Source organism: Streptococcus parasanguinis (genome assembly GCF_000963275.1).
Taxonomy (GTDB): Bacteria; Bacillota; Bacilli; order Lactobacillales; family Streptococcaceae; genus Streptococcus; species Streptococcus parasanguinis_B.
In genome coordinates, this window is the sequence record NZ_JYOW01000001.1 from 1,370,775 (window position 1) to 1,386,893 (window position 16,119).

16 protein-coding genes and 1 pseudogene are annotated in these 16,119 nt (G+C 43.4%); 6 read left to right on the forward strand and 11 right to left on the reverse strand.

What is annotated here, in order from left to right:
• Positions 1-326: 326 nt before the first annotated feature.
• The 5 genes from nusB to uvrA all read right to left on the reverse strand — a co-directional run bounded on the left by nusB (position 327) and on the right by uvrA (position 5,917).
• Positions 327-758, reverse strand: a complete 432-nt coding sequence (nusB, locus tag TZ97_RS06710) for a transcription antitermination factor NusB (RefSeq protein ID WP_003008602.1) — start codon at positions 756-758, stop codon at positions 327-329.
• Positions 751-1,140: an Asp23/Gls24 family envelope stress response protein gene (locus TZ97_RS06715; RefSeq protein WP_003005404.1), complete on the reverse strand. Its 390-nt coding sequence runs from the start codon at positions 1,138-1,140 to the stop codon at positions 751-753. Before TZ97_RS06715 ends, nusB begins: the two co-directional genes overlap by 8 nt.
• A 36-nt stretch (positions 1,141-1,176) precedes the next feature.
• Positions 1,177-1,737, reverse strand: coding sequence for an elongation factor P (gene efp, locus TZ97_RS06720; protein ID WP_003005479.1), 561 nt, complete (start codon positions 1,735-1,737; stop codon positions 1,177-1,179).
• 290 nt (positions 1,738-2,027) lie between these two features.
• Positions 2,028-3,095 (reverse strand): M24 family metallopeptidase, encoded by a 1,068-nt coding sequence (locus TZ97_RS06725; protein WP_045759819.1) that lies wholly within the window; start codon positions 3,093-3,095, stop codon positions 2,028-2,030.
• Entirely contained in the window at positions 3,092-5,917 is a 2,826-nt protein-coding gene (uvrA, locus tag TZ97_RS06730) for an excinuclease ABC subunit UvrA (protein ID WP_045759820.1), read from the reverse strand. Before uvrA ends, TZ97_RS06725 begins: the two co-directional genes overlap by 4 nt.
• A gap of 121 nt (positions 5,918-6,038) precedes the next feature.
• Between uvrA and TZ97_RS06735 the strand changes: the two are divergent.
• Positions 6,039-6,982: pseudogene (locus tag TZ97_RS06735) on the forward strand (magnesium transporter CorA family protein).
• Between the two features lie 28 nt (positions 6,983-7,010).
• The gene (locus tag TZ97_RS06740) at positions 7,011-7,688 is read left to right on the forward strand and encodes a DUF1129 domain-containing protein (protein ID WP_045759821.1); all 678 of its coding nucleotides are present in this window, start codon (positions 7,011-7,013) and stop codon (positions 7,686-7,688) included.
• 34 nt (positions 7,689-7,722) lie between these two features.
• Here TZ97_RS06740 and TZ97_RS06745 read toward each other — a convergent pair whose 3' ends face one another.
• The 4 genes from TZ97_RS06745 to rpsF all read right to left on the reverse strand — a co-directional run bounded on the left by TZ97_RS06745 (position 7,723) and on the right by rpsF (position 9,590).
• Positions 7,723-8,244, reverse strand: coding sequence for a GNAT family N-acetyltransferase (locus tag TZ97_RS06745; RefSeq protein ID WP_023919016.1), 522 nt, complete (start codon positions 8,242-8,244; stop codon positions 7,723-7,725).
• A gap of 256 nt (positions 8,245-8,500) precedes the next feature.
• On the reverse strand, positions 8,501-8,740 hold the full coding sequence (gene rpsR, locus TZ97_RS06750) for a 30S ribosomal protein S18 (protein WP_000068664.1): 240 nt from the start codon (positions 8,738-8,740) through the stop codon (positions 8,501-8,503).
• Positions 8,741-8,781: 41 nt separating this feature from the next.
• Complete coding sequence (locus tag TZ97_RS06755) at positions 8,782-9,279, reverse strand: single-stranded DNA-binding protein (RefSeq protein ID WP_003008622.1); 498 nt, start codon at positions 9,277-9,279, stop codon at positions 8,782-8,784.
• A gap of 20 nt (positions 9,280-9,299) precedes the next feature.
• Positions 9,300-9,590, reverse strand: coding sequence for a 30S ribosomal protein S6 (rpsF, locus tag TZ97_RS06760; protein WP_003005040.1), 291 nt, complete (start codon positions 9,588-9,590; stop codon positions 9,300-9,302).
• Positions 9,591-9,893: 303 nt separating this feature from the next.
• Here rpsF and TZ97_RS06765 point away from each other — a divergent pair, with 303 nt between their 5' ends.
• The 3 genes from TZ97_RS06765 to TZ97_RS06775 are packed head-to-tail and all read left to right on the forward strand — an operon-like array spanning position 9,894 to position 12,223.
• A complete protein-coding gene (locus TZ97_RS06765; protein WP_045759822.1) occupies positions 9,894-10,946 on the forward strand; it encodes a bifunctional glycosyltransferase family 2/GtrA family protein in 1,053 nt (350 codons plus the stop codon).
• Complete coding sequence (locus tag TZ97_RS06770; RefSeq protein ID WP_024054851.1) at positions 10,933-11,835, forward strand: phosphodiester glycosidase family protein; 903 nt, start codon at positions 10,933-10,935, stop codon at positions 11,833-11,835. Before TZ97_RS06765 ends, TZ97_RS06770 begins: the two co-directional genes overlap by 14 nt.
• Entirely contained in the window at positions 11,816-12,223 is a 408-nt protein-coding gene (locus TZ97_RS06775) for a hypothetical protein (protein ID WP_045760212.1), read from the forward strand. The genes TZ97_RS06770 and TZ97_RS06775 overlap by 20 nt, the downstream gene beginning before the upstream one ends.
• Before the next feature lie 65 nt (positions 12,224-12,288).
• Here TZ97_RS06775 and TZ97_RS06780 read toward each other — a convergent pair whose 3' ends face one another.
• A complete protein-coding gene (locus TZ97_RS06780; protein WP_045759823.1) occupies positions 12,289-14,397 on the reverse strand; it encodes a surface-anchored 5'-nucleotidase in 2,109 nt (702 codons plus the stop codon).
• A gap of 424 nt (positions 14,398-14,821) precedes the next feature.
• Between TZ97_RS06780 and TZ97_RS10270 the strand changes: the two genes are divergently transcribed.
• Complete coding sequence (locus tag TZ97_RS10270) at positions 14,822-15,160, forward strand: CHY zinc finger protein (RefSeq protein ID WP_080934958.1); 339 nt, start codon at positions 14,822-14,824, stop codon at positions 15,158-15,160.
• A 46-nt stretch (positions 15,161-15,206) separates the two neighbouring features.
• Here TZ97_RS10270 and TZ97_RS06785 read toward each other — a convergent pair whose 3' ends face one another.
• Positions 15,207-15,746 carry a biotin transporter BioY gene (locus TZ97_RS06785; protein WP_024054847.1) on the reverse strand — a complete coding sequence of 180 codons (540 nt, stop codon included), beginning with the start codon at positions 15,744-15,746 and terminating at the stop codon, positions 15,207-15,209.
• Positions 15,747-16,119: the final 373 nt, after the last annotated feature.

Genomic DNA, 16,119 nt, shown 5'->3' on the forward strand with positions numbered 1-16,119 from the left:
ATTCGTCAAAAAAAGGCTGGGCAAAAATTATCTAGCCTTTTATATTTATTTTATATTTAATAGAAATAACTGTATGACGCAGTGGTTGATTGCTCAAAGCACTGCTTTGAGGTGGTGGATAGGACTTGCGAAGCAAGTTTCCTAAGTATTTGTTCGCCTTTTAAACTCCAAAGATGACCTAATGAGGGAAACAAAGTTTCCTTTATCCACAACCTTCAACAGTCTCCCATACTGTTGAAGCTATGCGTGGGTGGGAAAATTGAAAAGGTTTGGGGAACCTTTTCAACCTTATTTAATTTTAAGAGTTCTTTCCCACTCCCTTTTCATTATTCTTCTGTCACAAATTGACTGAGGACACCGTTGACAAATCGTGAAGAGGTTTCATCCGAAAAGGCCTTGGCCAATTCCACCGCTTCATTGACTGCGACGATCTGTGGTGTATCAAACTCTGTCATTTCATAAATTCCCAGACGAAGGATGTTTTTCTCTACCAAGGTCAAGCGCTCAACAGTCCAGCCGGTTTTCAAATGTTGACCGATTTGTTGGTCTAGTTGATCTTTTGACTGATAGACACCCGTCACGAGATTCATGAGAAAGGCAGGAAGATCGACTTCTTTGTCTTCTGCTAGGTCCTTGTCATGTAGATAAGCAAAGCGACAAGCTTCAACAATGTCTCCATCGTATTCCAAGGCCATCAAGGCTTGGAAGGCACGCTCACGCAAATCTCGACGTGATTCTAATAAAATTTCATCAGTCATTGAGGAAGTCCTCATTAAACAAGTCTTTCAAGTCTGGTTTTGGAGATTTTTCCGTTGCGATACCGACAACGTGAATGTTGACAGCATCCAAGGTTACATCTGCCATATCATAAACTGCTGACTTGACCGCTTTTTGAATGGCTACAGCGACAGATGGTACAGCCACTCCGTATTCTAAATAGAGATAGATGTCTACTGAAACTTGACCATCTTCTTCTGTATGAAGGTAGACGCCACGTCCAAGGGAGCGTTTGGATAAGCTATCTGAAACACTCTTGTTTTCAAGCGAATAGACACCCTCAACTTTTGCTGTCGCAATCGCAATAATTTTTTCTAATACACGTGGTGCAATAACGATGTCACCAAATTGTTCAGTTGCCATAGAAGTTCCTTTCTATTTGACACCCTGAGATGTCTCTTATGCACGAGAAACGTAAGTTCCTTCAGTAGTGTTAATGACCAATTTTTGTCCAGCTTCGATGAAATCAGGAACGTTTACGACCAAACCAGTTTCCATTGTAGCAGGTTTACCAGAACCAGTCACTGTAGCACCTTTGATAGATGGTTGAGTTTCTGCAACAGTCAATTCAACCGTTGTAGGAACTGTTACACCGATCACTTCGCTTCCGTAGAATTGAATTTTTACTTCTGAGTTTTCAAGGATGTAAAGCAATTCTTGTTCTACGTTCACAACTGGAATTTCATATTGGTCATATGTTTCCGTGTTCATGAAGTAGGCTGTATCATCCATTTTGTACAAGTATTGAGCTGGAACAGTTTCGATAATCGCTTGTTCAAATTTTTCTTCTGGACGGTAGCTTGTATCAAATGTTGAACCAGTACGGACATCACGCAATTTCATACGCATGATAGTGTTTCCTTTACCTGGTTTATGGTGGCTAGCTTCCAAAACGCGGATCAATTTTCCGTCAGCTGTTTCAAAAGTCATACCAGCTTTCAATTTACTTGCTTCGATCATGTTTTATTACCTCTTTTTTAAAAATAGATTACTCTTTATTGTAACACACTATTTGATTTTTCTCAAACAGCAATCTTCTCTTTTTGAGAAGAAAGGATTACTATGGACCGCCCCTGATCCATCCAGATCCAAATTCCCCTTTGCTTCTTTCGTGTTTTGTTATTGTAGTTCCTATACCAAAATGGATAGGGCTCCAAATAAGATGTCTGGGAGAAGAATTACTCTACAATTCATTTCATAGTCTTCTCTTCACATCTCTGTCTAAACAGAAGTTAAGAAAAACGTATATTTTATAGGACAATCAATTCTTTAGGAGCAAGGGTCAAGACTTCACAGCCTGTTTCTGTGATCAAGAGGTCATCTTCGATCCGCACACCAGAGAGACCTTCGATATAAATACCTGGCTCATCTGTTAAGACCATCCCTGCTTGAATCGCTTCTTTAGACGTTTGGCTGAAGTATGGCTCTTCGTGGATATCTAGCCCAATTCCATGACCGATTCCATGAGTAAAGTATTGACCATAGCCGGCTCTTTCGATCACATCACGTGGAATTTTATCAAAATCACGGAAGCCAAGTCCATCTTTAGCCGCATCAATCAAGGCTTGATTGGCTTTCAAAACGGTTTCGTAAATTTCTCTTTCCTTGTCGCTGACATGTCCTGCATAGATAGTCCGTGTCATATCGCTGACATAGTGGTTATACAAGCAACCAAAATCAAGGGTCAAGGCATCTCCTGCTGAAATGACCCGATCACTTGGAGTCGCATGAGGCATGGCAGAGCGTTCACCAGCTGCTGAAATAATATCAAAAGATACACCAGAAGCTCCCAACTCCCGCATTCTAAAATCTAGGAAAGTCGCTGTTTCCAACTCTGTCGTTTTCCCTACCTTGATATAATCCAAAATATCATGGAAGGCTTGGTCAGAGATGCTACAAGCTTTTTTAATGGCCGCAATCTCAGTTTCATCTTTAATCAAGCGCAATTCCATCACAAAGTTCGCTAGGGATTGAAGGCTGATGCCACTGAAAACAGAAGCCATGCGGGCATGGTAGGCCACCGTCACTTCGTCCTCAAAACCAAGTTCTTTGATTTCAAGGTCCTTAACGATCTCTGCAGCTGCAGTCAACTCATCGCGGGTTTCCACAATCTCTACAAAGGGGAAACAAGTCGCATGGGCATGGATGGTGTAGCGCGAATCTGTAAAGAGTACCACGCGTTCTTCTGTCACCAAGGCAGTCCCGTTTGAACCCCAAAAATTGGTCAAATAATAAACGTTTTTCAAATTGTTAATCAATACCGCTTTGAGGTTTTGGGCTTTCATTTTGTTTCTTAAGTTGCTGATCCGTTGATTCATTGTAATTTTCCTTTCAAATATTGTCCTGTGTAGCTAGCAGGATTTGCTGCTACTTCTTCTGGTGTTCCGGTCGCAATAATGGTTCCACCACCGACACCACCTTCTGGTCCTAAATCGATGATATGGTCTGCGGTCTTAATGACATCCAAATTGTGCTCAATCACAAGGACCGTATTGCCATCATCCACAAATCGCTCTAAGACTTTGATCAAGCGAGAAATGTCTTCGGTATGAAGTCCTGTCGTTGGTTCATCCAAGATATAGAAGGATTTCCCTGTAGAGCGCTTGTGCAATTCAGAAGCCAACTTCATCCGTTGCGCTTCCCCTCCTGATAGAGTAGTTGCAGGTTGCCCTAGCGTTACATAGCCCAGGCCCACATCTTGGATGGTCTTGAGTTTGCGTTCAATTTTTGGAATGTGCTTGAAGAATTCAACTGCCTTATTGACCGTCATATCCAGCACTTCTGCAATATTTTTTTCCTTGTAGTGGACTTCGAGGGTCTCACTATTGTATCGACGTCCATGGCAGACTTCACAAGGGACGAAGACATCCGGCAAGAAGTGCATTTCAATCTTGATGATCCCATCTCCTGAGCAGGCCTCACAACGCCCGCCCTTGACATTGAAACTAAAGCGGCCTTTTTTATAGCCCCGAATTTTGGCTTCATTGGTCTGAGCAAAGAGATCGCGAATGTCATCGAAGACGCCTGTATAGGTCGCTGGATTGGAACGAGGAGTCCGGCCAATCGGGCTTTGATCAATGTCGATCAAGCGATCGATATGCTCAATCCCCTGAATGGTCTTGTATTTCCCTGGTTTTTCCGAATTGCGGTTGAGCTTTTGAGCGATGGCTTTTTTCAAGATGCCATTGATCAAGGTCGATTTCCCAGAACCGGAAACTCCAGTGACTGCGATAAATTTGCCCAGAGGAAAGCGCGCTGTGATGTCTTGTAAGTTATTCTCACTAGCCCCTGTAATTTCAATAGAACGACCATTCCCCGAACGGCGCTCTGTCGGAACCGGAATCTTGCGCTTGCCGGACAAATACTGGCCAGTGATGGATTTGCTGTTGCGTGCTACCTGCTTTGGAGTTCCTGCTGCAACGATCTCTCCCCCAAAGACACCGGCACCTGGGCCGACGTCGATCAGGTAGTCTGCCTCTCTCATGGTATCTTCATCATGTTCGACGACGATCAAGGTGTTGCCTAAATCGCGCATCTTCTTGAGACTGGCGATCAGGCGGTCATTGTCCCTTTGGTGGAGGCCGATAGACGGCTCATCCAAGATGTAAAGGACACCAGAGAGGTTGGAACCGATCTGGGTTGCCAAGCGAATGCGCTGGCTTTCTCCACCTGATAAGGTCCCAGCAGATCGTGACAAGGTCAAGTAATTGAGCCCCACATTGTTTAAGAAGGTTAAGCGATCCTTAATCTCTTTTAGGATCGGTCTTGCAATCGTGGCTTCATTGTCTGTTAAGACCAACTGATCCACAGCTTTTAAGTGGTCCGCAATCGATAGATCTGACACCTCTCCGATATGCATCCCTTTCTCCCCACCGACACGGACAGAAAGAGCCTGGTCATTGAGACGGTAGCCATGGCAGGTCGCACAGGTCAATTCGTTCATATAAGAGCGCATTTGGTTGCGGGTAAAATCACTATTGGTCTCACGGAAACGGCGGTGAATATTGGTTACGACTCCTTCAAAGGGAATGTCGATATCTCGAACCCCACCAAACTCATTTTCATAGTGGAAGTGGAATTCTTTCCCGTTTGAACCATAGAGAACCAAGTCCTTTTCTTCTTGAGAAAGATCTGAGAAAGGCTGATCCATATCAATACCAAAATGGATCATGGCCTGCTCCAACATCTGAGGATAGTAGTTGGAAGAGATCGGATTCCAAGGAGCAAGAGCTCCTTCGCGAAGGCTTAAGCGATCATCTGGCACCACCAAATCTAAGTCCACCTCCAGCTTAATGCCTAGCCCATCACAGTCTGGACAGGAGCCGAAAGGCGCATTGAAAGAAAAGAGACGGGGCTCTAATTCAGGAACGGTAAAGCCACAAACCGGACAAGCATAGTGCTCCGAAAAAAGTAGCTCCTTATCGTCCATGGTATCAATCACCACGTAGCCATCGGCAATCCGAAGAGCTGCCTCAATCGAATCAAAGAGACGCGAGCGGATGCCCTCTTTGATCACGATCCGGTCCACCACCACTTCAATCGTGTGCTGTTTGCTTTTAGAAAGTTCTGGGACCTCTGTCACATCATAGATCTCACCGTCAACTCGGACCCGAACATAACCGTCTTTTTGGACTTTTTCAATGATATTCTTGTGCTGGCCTTTTTTCTTGCGGATAATGGGAGCTAGAATTTGCAGGCGTTGGCGCTCTGGTAATTCCAAGACTTGATCGACAATTTGCTCAACTGAAGAAGCTGTAATCGCTCCATGCCCATTGATACAATAAGGCGTCCCTACACGCGCATAGAGCAAGCGCAGGTAGTCATTGATCTCTGTTGCCGTCCCCACTGTAGAACGGGGGTTTTTACTGGTCGTTTTTTGGTCGATGGAAATGGCTGGACTCAAGCCGTCAATGGAGTCCACATCTGGTTTTTCCATATTTCCCAAGAACTGCCGGGCATAGGCCGATAAGCTCTCCACGTAGCGGCGCTGGCCTTCTGCATAGAGGGTATCAAAGGCCAGACTGGACTTTCCAGATCCAGACAAACCCGTCACCACGACTAATTTGTCCCGTGGAATTTCTACATCTATATTTTTTAAATTATGGGCGCGTGCCCCATGAATGACAATTTTATCTTGCATGTTCTTACTCTAATCACCTTTTTGTTAACCTCCATTATAACAAATTTTTTAGTATTCTTTTATCCAAAACCGTCCTTTTTCTGATATAATGTTAAGGTGTAAAAAAACAAGGGGAGGCACCATGAAACAGGTCTTTTTATCGACAACGACTGAATTTAAAGAAATAGAGACGCTGGAACCCGGTAGCTGGATCAACCTTGTGAACCCTTCTCAAAGTGAATCGATGGAAATCGCCTCTGCTTTTAATATTGATATTGCAGACTTGCGGGCTCCACTGGATGCGGAAGAAATGTCCCGTATGACCATCGAAGACGAATACACCTTGATCATCGTCGACGTCCCGATTAAGGAAGAGCGGAACAATCAGACCTACTACGTGACCATTCCGCTAGGGATTATCCTGACAGAAGAGGCTATTATCACGACTTGCTTAGAGAAATTACCGCTTCTAGATATCTTTATCAACCGACGCTTGCGGAATTTCTATACCTTTATGCGGTCGCGCTTTATCTTTCAGATCCTCTATCGCAACGCTGAACTCTACTTGTCTGCGCTTCGTACCCTGGATCGAAAGAGTGAACAGATTGAAAGCCAATTGCACAAATCAACGCGTAATGAAGAACTGATTGAGTTGATGGAGTTAGAAAAAACCATCGTCTACTTTAAGGCCTCACTGAAAACCAATGAGCGCGTGATCAAGAAATTGACCAGCGCCACTAGTAACATCAAGAAATACCTAGAAGACGAAGATCTACTGGAAGATACCTTGATCGAAACCCAGCAGGCCATCGAGATGGCAGATATTTATGGAAACATCCTCCACTCCATGACCGATACCTTCGCATCAATCATCTCCAACAACCAGAATAACATCATGAAGACCTTGGCCATGGTGACCATCGTCATGTCCATCCCAACCATGATTTTCTCGCCTACGGGATGAACTTCAAGGACAATGAATTACCGCTCAATGGAGAACCAAATGCCTTCTGGCTCATCATTTTCATCGCTTTTGCCCTGACCGGGTCTCTCGTCGTCTACCTCATCCATAAAAAATGGTTCTAACACCTACTACTAACACTAAGGAGTATTTATGTCTCAATTTGATTTGAATCAACTCAGCAAGAAAAACCAAGAATTTATCCGTATTGCCAAACACCAATTGCTTGAAAACGGGAAATCAGAGGAAGAAGCAGAAAGCCTCATCCAAGAAATCCTTCCAGCTATCCATGAAAACCAAGGAAAAGGGATTCCGGCACGGACCCTTTTTGGAGCTCCAACTGTATGGGCGAATTCTTTCAGCGAGAAAGAACGCTATGAAAAAGAGCATCCGAAATTAAACGATGCTCCCTCTCTCATGATTTTGGATTCCTTCCTCTTTATCTTTGGTGTTTTTGCTGCGATTAGCGCCTTTATGAACTTGGTCGCACCGCGTCGTACTGGCTATGGGTTGATCACCTTGATTCTTGGAAGTTTGACAGGGGCCCTGCTCTTGTATCTCATGTACTACTTCTTCTATCAGTATATGGATGGCACCAAAGATCGCAGCGAGCGTCCCTCTCTTTGGAAATCCATGCCGATTCTTGTTGGAGTCATGTTCCTTTGGGTCATTGTCTTGTCCTTTACTTCCCTACTCCCACAGGTTCTCAACCCAACTATTCCAGATGTCCTTGCCATCGTTTTAGGAGCTTTAGCACTTGTCCTTCGCTTCTACCTCAAGAAACGCTTTAATATTAAAAGTTCGAGCACAGCACCCGCAACTCGTCGCTAAAAAGAAACGGATGAAGTTTTCATCCGTTTTTGTTTTACTGTATTTCCCTGTTCAATCTTTTTGAAAAATAGAGGACTAAGTCATCATTGTTTTCACAAGAACTGTAAGGGGCTAAGGGGTGATCACTAAACCAAACCCCAGATCCATCTGGGATATAGCCCCGTTTGACATACAGTCTTTGAGCTGGGCCATAACCCGAGTGTAAACCAACCCCTAAAGTAACAATCTCTGATAGTAGCCGGACTCTTTTTTCTGCCTCCTCTAAGAGTTGATTCCCAATCCCTCGATTTCTAAATGGTTCAAAAACATTAAAATCAGATAGTTCAGGATAGACTCCCACGAAAGGGCCGTGCTTGGCAGCAGGCAATATAGTGATATAGCCTGCCACAAATCCATCCGACTCAGCTACTAATACGTCCCTCTCTCTATTCTCCTGCTCTTGAAAATAGCTAGTCAAGATATCCTCTCTACCTGGCCACCCTTGGTGGATAAAGGCTTGAGAGATGTGCTCAATATCTGCCTTTATCATCCTCCTGATGATTACACCTTCCTTCATGTTGCGCTCCTTGATACCTTTCTCCCCATCATTATAGCATAATTAGAGCTTGGGAAAGGTCAAAGAGCTTCACACGGACCTAACTCACTATCATATTTCTATGCTCGCAAAAAAGATCCAAAAGGGTCTGAAAAAGAGGTCCACTGGACCTCAACTCGCTCTTACATTTCTAGGCTCGTGAAAAAAGATCCGTTAGGGTCTTAATTCGCTCTCTTGTCTTCAAGCTCATGAAAAAAAGACCCTAACGGGTCTTTTTTTAATCTTCGTTTACGAAAGGCATCAAAGCCATTACGCGAGCGCGTTTGATAGCTGTTGTTACTTTACGTTGGTTCTTCGCTGAAGTTCCAGTTACACGACGAGGAAGGATTTTCCCACGTTCTGAAACGAAACGGCTAAGAAGCTCAGTATCTTTGTAATCGACATATTCGATTTTGTTTGCTGCGATGTAATCAACTTTTTTACGGCGTTTGAATCCGCCACGACGTTGTTGAGCCATGTTTAATTCTCCTTTATAGTTTTAATTCGTTAAACCCATTCTTAAAATGGAAGATCGTCGTCTGAGATATCCATTGGATTCGCTCCAAATGGATTTTCTTCACGACCAAAGTTTGGCGCTGCATTGCTTGGTTCAGATCCACCAAAGCTTGGGGTTGCATTTCCAGCAAAACCACCGTTGCCTGATGAATAGCCACCACCTGCATGCCCTTCGCGTGCTGCACGGCTTTCCAATAGTTGGAAGCTGTCTGCTACGACTTCAGTGACATAAACACGTTGACCTTGCTGGTTTTCGTAATTACGTGTTTGAATGCGACCGGTAATCCCAATCAAAGCACCTTTCTTAGCCCAGTTGGCTAAGTTTTCTGCTTGCTGACGCCAGATCACACAGTTGATGAAATCGGCTTCGCGCTCTCCATTTTGACTCTTGAAGTTGCGGTTGACAGCTAGGCTGAAAGTAGCAACTGCTTGATTGCTTGGAGTGTAGCGAAGTTCAGCATCACGGGTCATACGACCGACAAGTACAACATTGTTAATCATAAGTCACCTCGGATGATTTCTTACGCGTCAACTTTTACGATCATGTGACGAAGAATGTCACCGTTGATTTTTGAAAGACGGTCGAACTCGTTAAGAGCTACAGCGTCGTTCGCTTCAACGTTTACGATGTGGTAAAGTCCTTCACGGAAATCTTGGATTTCGTATGCAAGACGACGTTTTTCCCAATCTTTTGATTCAACAACAGTTGCACCGTTGTCAGTCAAGATAGAATCGAAACGTGCTACCAAAGCGTTTTTAGCTTCTTCTTCAATGTTTGGACGAATAATATAAAGAATTTCGTATTTAGCCATTGATAATGTTCCTCCTTTTGGACTAATGACCCCCTGTCTTTGCAAGGGGTAAGTGAGGTTTACTCACAAGAAACTATTATACCAGACTTTGCGAACAAAGGCAAGAATTATCTTTAGGATTTAAAAAATGATTCTGGACGTCCCCTTCGAGAAAAAAGAAAGAAATGTCCTAAAAAATGACATTTTATAGAAGAAACTATTCCCACTCTTCCTCTCCTTTCCTTAAAGAAAACTGATATCAGTTAGCTTTAAGCTTGAGTCTTTATACTAGCTACAACAAATCTCAAGAAACGAGGAACGATTATGAATTATCTTATCATCCCCGCCTATCAACCGGATCTGAATCTTGTCAAACTGGTTCGCTTGGTTCACGCTAAGAGCGATCTCCACATCATCGTTGTCGACGATGGGAGTGACGCTGACAAGAAAGTGATTTTTGACAAATTGGAGGGTCTTGTGACAGTTCTGACCCATGAGCACAATCAAGGAAAAGGGCAAGCTCTCAAGACTGCTTATGCCTACATCCTAGAAAGAGGTACCTATGGAAGCATTGTTACAGCTGATGCAGACGGTCAGCACAAAATTTGGGATATTTTCAGGGTTGTTAACCAATCTCAAGAGCATCCTGGATCACTTATTCTAGGAGCACGCGCCTTCTCTGGAAAAGTTCCTTTGCGTTCTGCTTTCGGAAATAAATTGACTCGTTTCTTGTTTAAGCAACAAACAGGGGTGGTGGTCAGCGATACCCAAACGGGCTTACGGGCTTTCACTACGAATCTCTTGCCTTTCATGCTTGAGGTTGACGGTCAGCGTTATGAATATGAAATGAATGTTCTCCTCGCATCAAGCAAGTCCTTCCCCATCGTGGAAGTTCCCATCGAGACGGTCTACATCAATGACAACGAAGGCTCCCACTTCCGACCTATTCGAGATGGCCTCATGATCTACAAGGACATGTTCAAGTTTGCCCTCTCCTCTCTGAGTAGTTTTATCGTTGACTATCTGGTCTACGTCTTCTTCCTTTTCGTGATGATGGCCGTGCCCATTAGTCTACGTGTTCTCCTAGCCAATGGGATCGCTCGTGTGACGAGTTCCATCTTTAACTACTCAACCAATAAGCACCTGGTCTTTAAGAATAAGGACAGTGTCGCTAAAACTGGAAGTGGCTACTTTGGTCTAGCTCTTGGCCTCTTTATTCTCGATACGCTCTTGATTCGACTCTTCTATACTGCTTTCGGGCTCAATCTCCTGATCAGTAAGATTGTCGTCGGCTTCCTCCTCTTTCTGGTCTCATGGGTGATCCAGAAAAAAGTGATCTTCAAAGAAAGGACTGCTCCCCACCATGAAATTCTTTAAAAAATCCTACACCTATGCTGCCTGCTTTGGCCTTCTTTTGACCAGCAGTTTTAGCTACTCGATGCTCAAGACCTTTGTCTTATCTGATGCCATCCAAACCGTAAAAGCTACGACTACGGACACCAAGGCAGCCAAAAAAGCAGCTGCATCGGCTACAACGACCGATACTAGCTATTCAGATGACAATATCCAGGTGAGCCTCACAGAAAAAACGGTTGAAAATACCCAGGTTTACATTGCAGATATCACAGTCAGCTCATCTGACTACCTCAAAACAGCCTTTGCACAAAACACTTACGGAACCAACGTGACTGCTAAGACCTCTGTCACAGCTGCCAACAACAGTGCCATTCTAGCAGTGAATGGTGACTATTACGGGGCTAACAGTACAGGATACGTCATCCGAAATGGAGTGGTCTACCGTGATACCGTTCGGGAAGATTCAAGCAATGGTGACCTAGCCATTTACAAGGATGGATCCTTCAAAATTATCTATGAAGATGAGATCTCAGCGGATCAATTGGTCAAAGACGGGGTCGTCAATCTCCTCGCTTTCGGTCCTTCCTTAGTTGAAAATGGAGAAATTACCGTCGATACCAACTCAGAGGTCGGGCAATCTATGGCGTCTAATCCACGGACAGCGATTGGAATCATCGATGAAAATCACTACATTATCGTCGTGTCAGATGGACGGACTTCAGAAAGCCAAGGCCTGTCTCTCTACCAATTAGCCGAAGTGATGAAGTCTTATGGCGTTAAAACAGCCTACAACCTGGACGGGGGTGGATCTTCTACACTTTACTTCAATGGCCAAGTTATTAATAAACCAACAACAAATGGTACTATCTCAGAAAGGGCGGTGAGTGACATTGTCTACATCGGTTACTAATCCTATCAAACAACGGTTGAAAAAAACGATTCTCTGGTACACTCTGATTTCAGCTTTCTTCTTTGTCGGAAGTCGCATCTATGAACACTTTAGTTTTGGCGAAACCTCTGCCTTCATGCACTACCTCTTCTTGATTCCTTTGATCGGTGGCGCCCTACTAGTGGCTCTACAGTTGATGGTGAAAGGGTTCTCTCGACTGAGTCTCAATCTTTGGAATTCAGGAGTGGCTACCCTAACAGCCGGAGCCCTCTACCGAGGGATTGTCAACCTCTCTGGTCGATCTACCACAATGGATCAACCCTATTATTACCTGGGAGTTGCCTTTCTAGCACTAGCTCTGATCAGCCTCTTCTTTGTCCGCAGTGTCTGGGTTGAGAAAGCAGCCTAAGACATCAAAAACGTCCGTTTCTTAAAAGAACGGACGTTTTTAGGGTAAGTTAACGGATGAACGACTTAGCCTTCACGTTTTTTGCTGGCTACAAATCCTGCTAAAGCTAGTGAGGTCATGCCAAAGAGGCTAAGGACGGTTGAAGCCAATTCATCTTGACCTGTTTTTGGAAGACCAGTTGCTGGTGTAGCTGTTGCTTCTGCTGGGCCACCTGTATGATAGGTAACAGCAACTGGTTTGTTTGTTGCCACTTCTTTTGTTTCGATTGCAGCTGGTTGAGCTGGAGTTACTGGGCTTTCAGGTTGAGGAGTTGGGGTAACAGGAGAGACTGGAGCCACAGGATGGACTGGATTTACTGGACTTACTGGATCAACTGGCGCTGGCTGTGGTTGTGGTTGTGGAGTTGGTTGAGGTTGTGGTTCTGGAGTAGGTGTTTCTTCTTCCACTTTTTCCACAAATGTCTTGTTGCCCAAGATTGAAGCAGACAACTTCTTCCCTGCCTTATTCACATCTTCGATGTATTGGATAAAGACTTCAGTATCTGGATTAATCGCACCGATCAATTTTGTATCGCGGAAGACTGAGAAGCCATCTCCGCCACCATACAAGAAGTCGTTGATAATCGCCTTGTAGGTCTTGTTGCGATCAATTTCAGTTCCGTCTGCCTTGTAAGCTTTCACGACCTTATAAGGATTTTCTTCTGTTGCATCAGCCGGTTTTGTATAGGTGTACTTGATCCCTGCCATTTGCAAGAAGTAAAGCTCTTTCTCATCATATTGTTGATCCAAAGCTTTGTAGATTTGGTCCCCAGTGATTTCTACTACTTGGAGGATATTTCCAAATGGTTGCACTGCTTGAGCGGCACCCCAAGTGATAGTTCCATCGGGTTTGACCACGAGGTCTGCACGAATTCCCCCATTATTGGTGAAGGCAAAGTCAATATCTGGGTATCCTGATTTTTTAGCAATATCCAATTGGGCTGCTGTGACCAAATCTCCCACAGCACTTTCTTTTTGCGCATTCAATTCCCGTGTAATATTTTCAGCTTTCTCTGCCGAACCAATTTTCGCTTCCGTTACCTTTTTAACCGTCTCGTCGGCTTCATTGATGATCGCTTGGACCTTGGCATCTTTTGCTTTGCCTTTAGAAGGATCTACGGCAATGATTTTAGCAGTTGGAGCTTTGACAAAATCACCTGTATCTGTATCTAAGACACCTCGAACATCCGAGTAGGCTTTCCCTTGAGATGTTCCTTGAACAATCAAGGTATTTCCGACCATCCCATTTGTATATTGGTGGTTGTGACCTGCAAAGACAAGATCGACTGAGTTTTCTGGATAAAGTTGATTCAATTTCTTGATCATCTCTGCAGCTGGTCCTTCTGCTACCCCATTTTTACTTGTGGCAGCAACGTGAGCCAAGACAGCAATAGCATGAACGCCTTGGTCATTCAACTCACGCGCATATTTGGCAATCGATTCTGCCTCATCCAAAACACGGTATTGTTCATGGTTCTTCCGCAAGACAAGGTTAGGGAATTCTGTCGTCACAACCCCGATGAATCCGACCTTAACCGTCTTGTCATTAACTGGAATTTCTTTGATGGTATAAGGTTTCCAATCAAATGGGATTTTGTTGGTGTCCTTGTCAACCAAGTTCGCAATCACAATTTCTTGTTTGGAAGCTTCATGAGGATACTCATCGACGATCTTGTTGAATTGACCAGGTGTTGGGGCTTCCCCTTTCATGATCCGGTTGAATTCTCCAAGACCTTCGTCAAACTCATGGTTTCCAAGTGTACCGTATTCAAAGTTCATTTCATTGAAGACTTTTACAGTTGGTTCATCTTGAAGGAGGGCAGAATTGGCAGGACTAGCACCAACCATATCACCAGCTTGCACACGAATGCTGGCATTTGGAGTTCCTGCATTTTCTGTTTCAAATTCCTTTTGCGAATCATTCATGTACGTCGCTAGCAGTGGGGCTGTCCCTGCATTCTTCACAGTCTCACCTTCTAAACGAGCTGTCCCCGTTTGTTCCAAGGCACCGTGGAAGTCATTGACCCCCATGAACTGGACTTGCAAATCATCTGCAAATACACGATTGATGGCAAAGAAACTGAAACCAGTAGCAACTGCTAAGATACTGCTTTTCAAGATCACTTTTTTCTTCATTAAATACTCCATTTTCTAATTTACGGCACTTCTCCAAAGAGGAGAAAACAGAAAAGTTGATTTGCTGCAATCAGCTATTCCATTTTACTATTTTTTCGGCTTTTCTTCAATATTTCTTTGAAAACTCTTCCATCTTTCCCTAGAAAACGCTTGATTTCCGAACTTATATCCAGCTGTCTTTTCTTTAGTTCCTAGATCTATAAATTGTTAAAAAAAATCAGTCCCTAAAGTTTCATCAAATAAGAACTGAAAACTATTGTTACGTAGAAGCATAAGATAGACACAATGAATCATGTGAATCGACTATACTTTTCTCCTAAAAATACAAATCATTTGTGCTATAATGTGGTTAATGGAAAATAGTAAAAGTACAATCACTAGAAAAACTCTCAGAAAGCAGGAACCTGATGTCCTGGGCAAGACAATTGCTTCTACTCCTTATCTACCAGTAGCACAAATTCATGGTCTCCTGGTAGATAAGGAAAGTAGGTGCCAACACTATCATTCTCCACTAGATATTGTTGCTCTAAAATGCTATGACTGTCAAAAATATTATGCCTGTTATCAATGTCATGATCATATAGAGGATCATAGATTTCGAGCTTATCCTTGCCACATAAGGCAGGATAAGGTAGTTATCTGTGGTGTTTGTCTACATGAAATGACTATTGAAAACTATCAAAAGTCTATCTCTTGCTCTCATTGTCACAGTCGGTTTAATCCAGCTTGCTCAAAGCACTATGACATTTATTTTGCAAAATAAAAAGATTGAAGACATTGTTCGTGTGAACAGAGCCTTCAATCTTTTTTTAGTTAAAGTAGCTATGATCTTTTAGTGCTTTTAAAACTGGCTTAGTCACCAAAGAGACGATGAGTCCTTTTAACAGGTCAGGAATGATAAAAGGTGTCAAACCGACAGCTACGGCTGTAGACCAACCCATATTTCCAAGGAAGTGAAGGGTGAGAATTCCACCGACAAATACTGGGACATCTCCTAAAACAAAAGCCAAAAAGATTTTCCAAATGGGTGTATCAGCATTGGTCAGTTTAGAAGTGATAAAGGCGAAAAGGGGATAGGCAAGTATATAACCAGCTATTGGACTAAAGAAGGTTTGAAAACCACCGCTACCTCCTGCGAAAACGGGTAGACCAATTGCACCGAGAATAAGATAGAGGAGAGCAGCAAGAGTAGCTTCTCTCGGTTTAAAAATGGCAGCCACCAGTCCTACAGCAAAGGTCTGTAAGGTGATGGGCACCGCTCCTATCGGAATGATGATTTGTGATAAGGAAGCAATGATAGCAGCTCCGAAGGCTGGAAGAACAATTGAAAAAGTATGATGTTGTTTCACTTTTAGTTAACCTCACTTTCAAATATGGTTAACCTATTATACCAGACAACTCCTCAATGGTCAACCAAAATATAAAAATAGGTTGACTGTAGAAACTGGAATTCGTTTGTAATTTTCTTTCTCAAGCAATCCCACTTTCCAGCACTCTTTTTATTTTATGAAATCATTCACCTAGTTACTGATGGGCTAATCAAATATTTTTAAAAAAATATCAAATTCTTTTACCGCTGGCATCATCAATGCAATCCACAAGGTGATTTCACCCTCTGTGGATAGAAGACTTCCACAAACTGATGAAACAGCGCTTAACTGTTTCAAAAAAAGCAAGTGGAAATGTAAAAGACGGTCTAAATAAGAAAAAAAGCCGGAATGC

Bases quoted from the DNA above. Each gene is read 5' to 3' on its own strand.
- nusB (WP_003008602.1), bottom strand. From the start codon at position 758: ATGACTGATGAAATTTTATTAGAATCACGTCGAGATTTGCGTGAGCGT.
- TZ97_RS06715 (WP_003005404.1), bottom strand. From the start codon at position 1,140: ATGGCAACTGAACAATTTGGTGACATCGTTATTGCACCACGTGTATTA.
- efp (WP_003005479.1), bottom strand. From the start codon at position 1,737: ATGATCGAAGCAAGTAAATTGAAAGCTGGTATGACTTTTGAAACAGCT.
- TZ97_RS06725 (WP_045759819.1), bottom strand. From the start codon at position 3,095: ATGAATCAACGGATCAGCAACTTAAGAAACAAAATGAAAGCCCAAAAC.
- uvrA (WP_045759820.1), bottom strand. From the start codon at position 5,917: ATGCAAGATAAAATTGTCATTCATGGGGCACGCGCCCATAATTTAAAA.
- TZ97_RS06740 (WP_045759821.1), top strand. From the start codon at position 7,011: ATGTCTCAATTTGATTTGAATCAACTCAGCAAGAAAAACCAAGAATTT.
- TZ97_RS06745 (WP_023919016.1), bottom strand. From the start codon at position 8,244: ATGAAGGAAGGTGTAATCATCAGGAGGATGATAAAGGCAGATATTGAG.
- rpsR (WP_000068664.1), bottom strand. From the start codon at position 8,740: ATGGCTCAACAACGTCGTGGCGGATTCAAACGCCGTAAAAAAGTTGAT.
- TZ97_RS06755 (WP_003008622.1), bottom strand. From the start codon at position 9,279: ATGATTAACAATGTTGTACTTGTCGGTCGTATGACCCGTGATGCTGAA.
- rpsF (WP_003005040.1), bottom strand. From the start codon at position 9,590: ATGGCTAAATACGAAATTCTTTATATTATTCGTCCAAACATTGAAGAA.
- TZ97_RS06765 (WP_045759822.1), top strand. From the start codon at position 9,894: ATGAATTATCTTATCATCCCCGCCTATCAACCGGATCTGAATCTTGTC.
- TZ97_RS06770 (WP_024054851.1), top strand. From the start codon at position 10,933: ATGAAATTCTTTAAAAAATCCTACACCTATGCTGCCTGCTTTGGCCTT.
- TZ97_RS06780 (WP_045759823.1), bottom strand. From the start codon at position 14,397: ATGAAGAAAAAAGTGATCTTGAAAAGCAGTATCTTAGCAGTTGCTACT.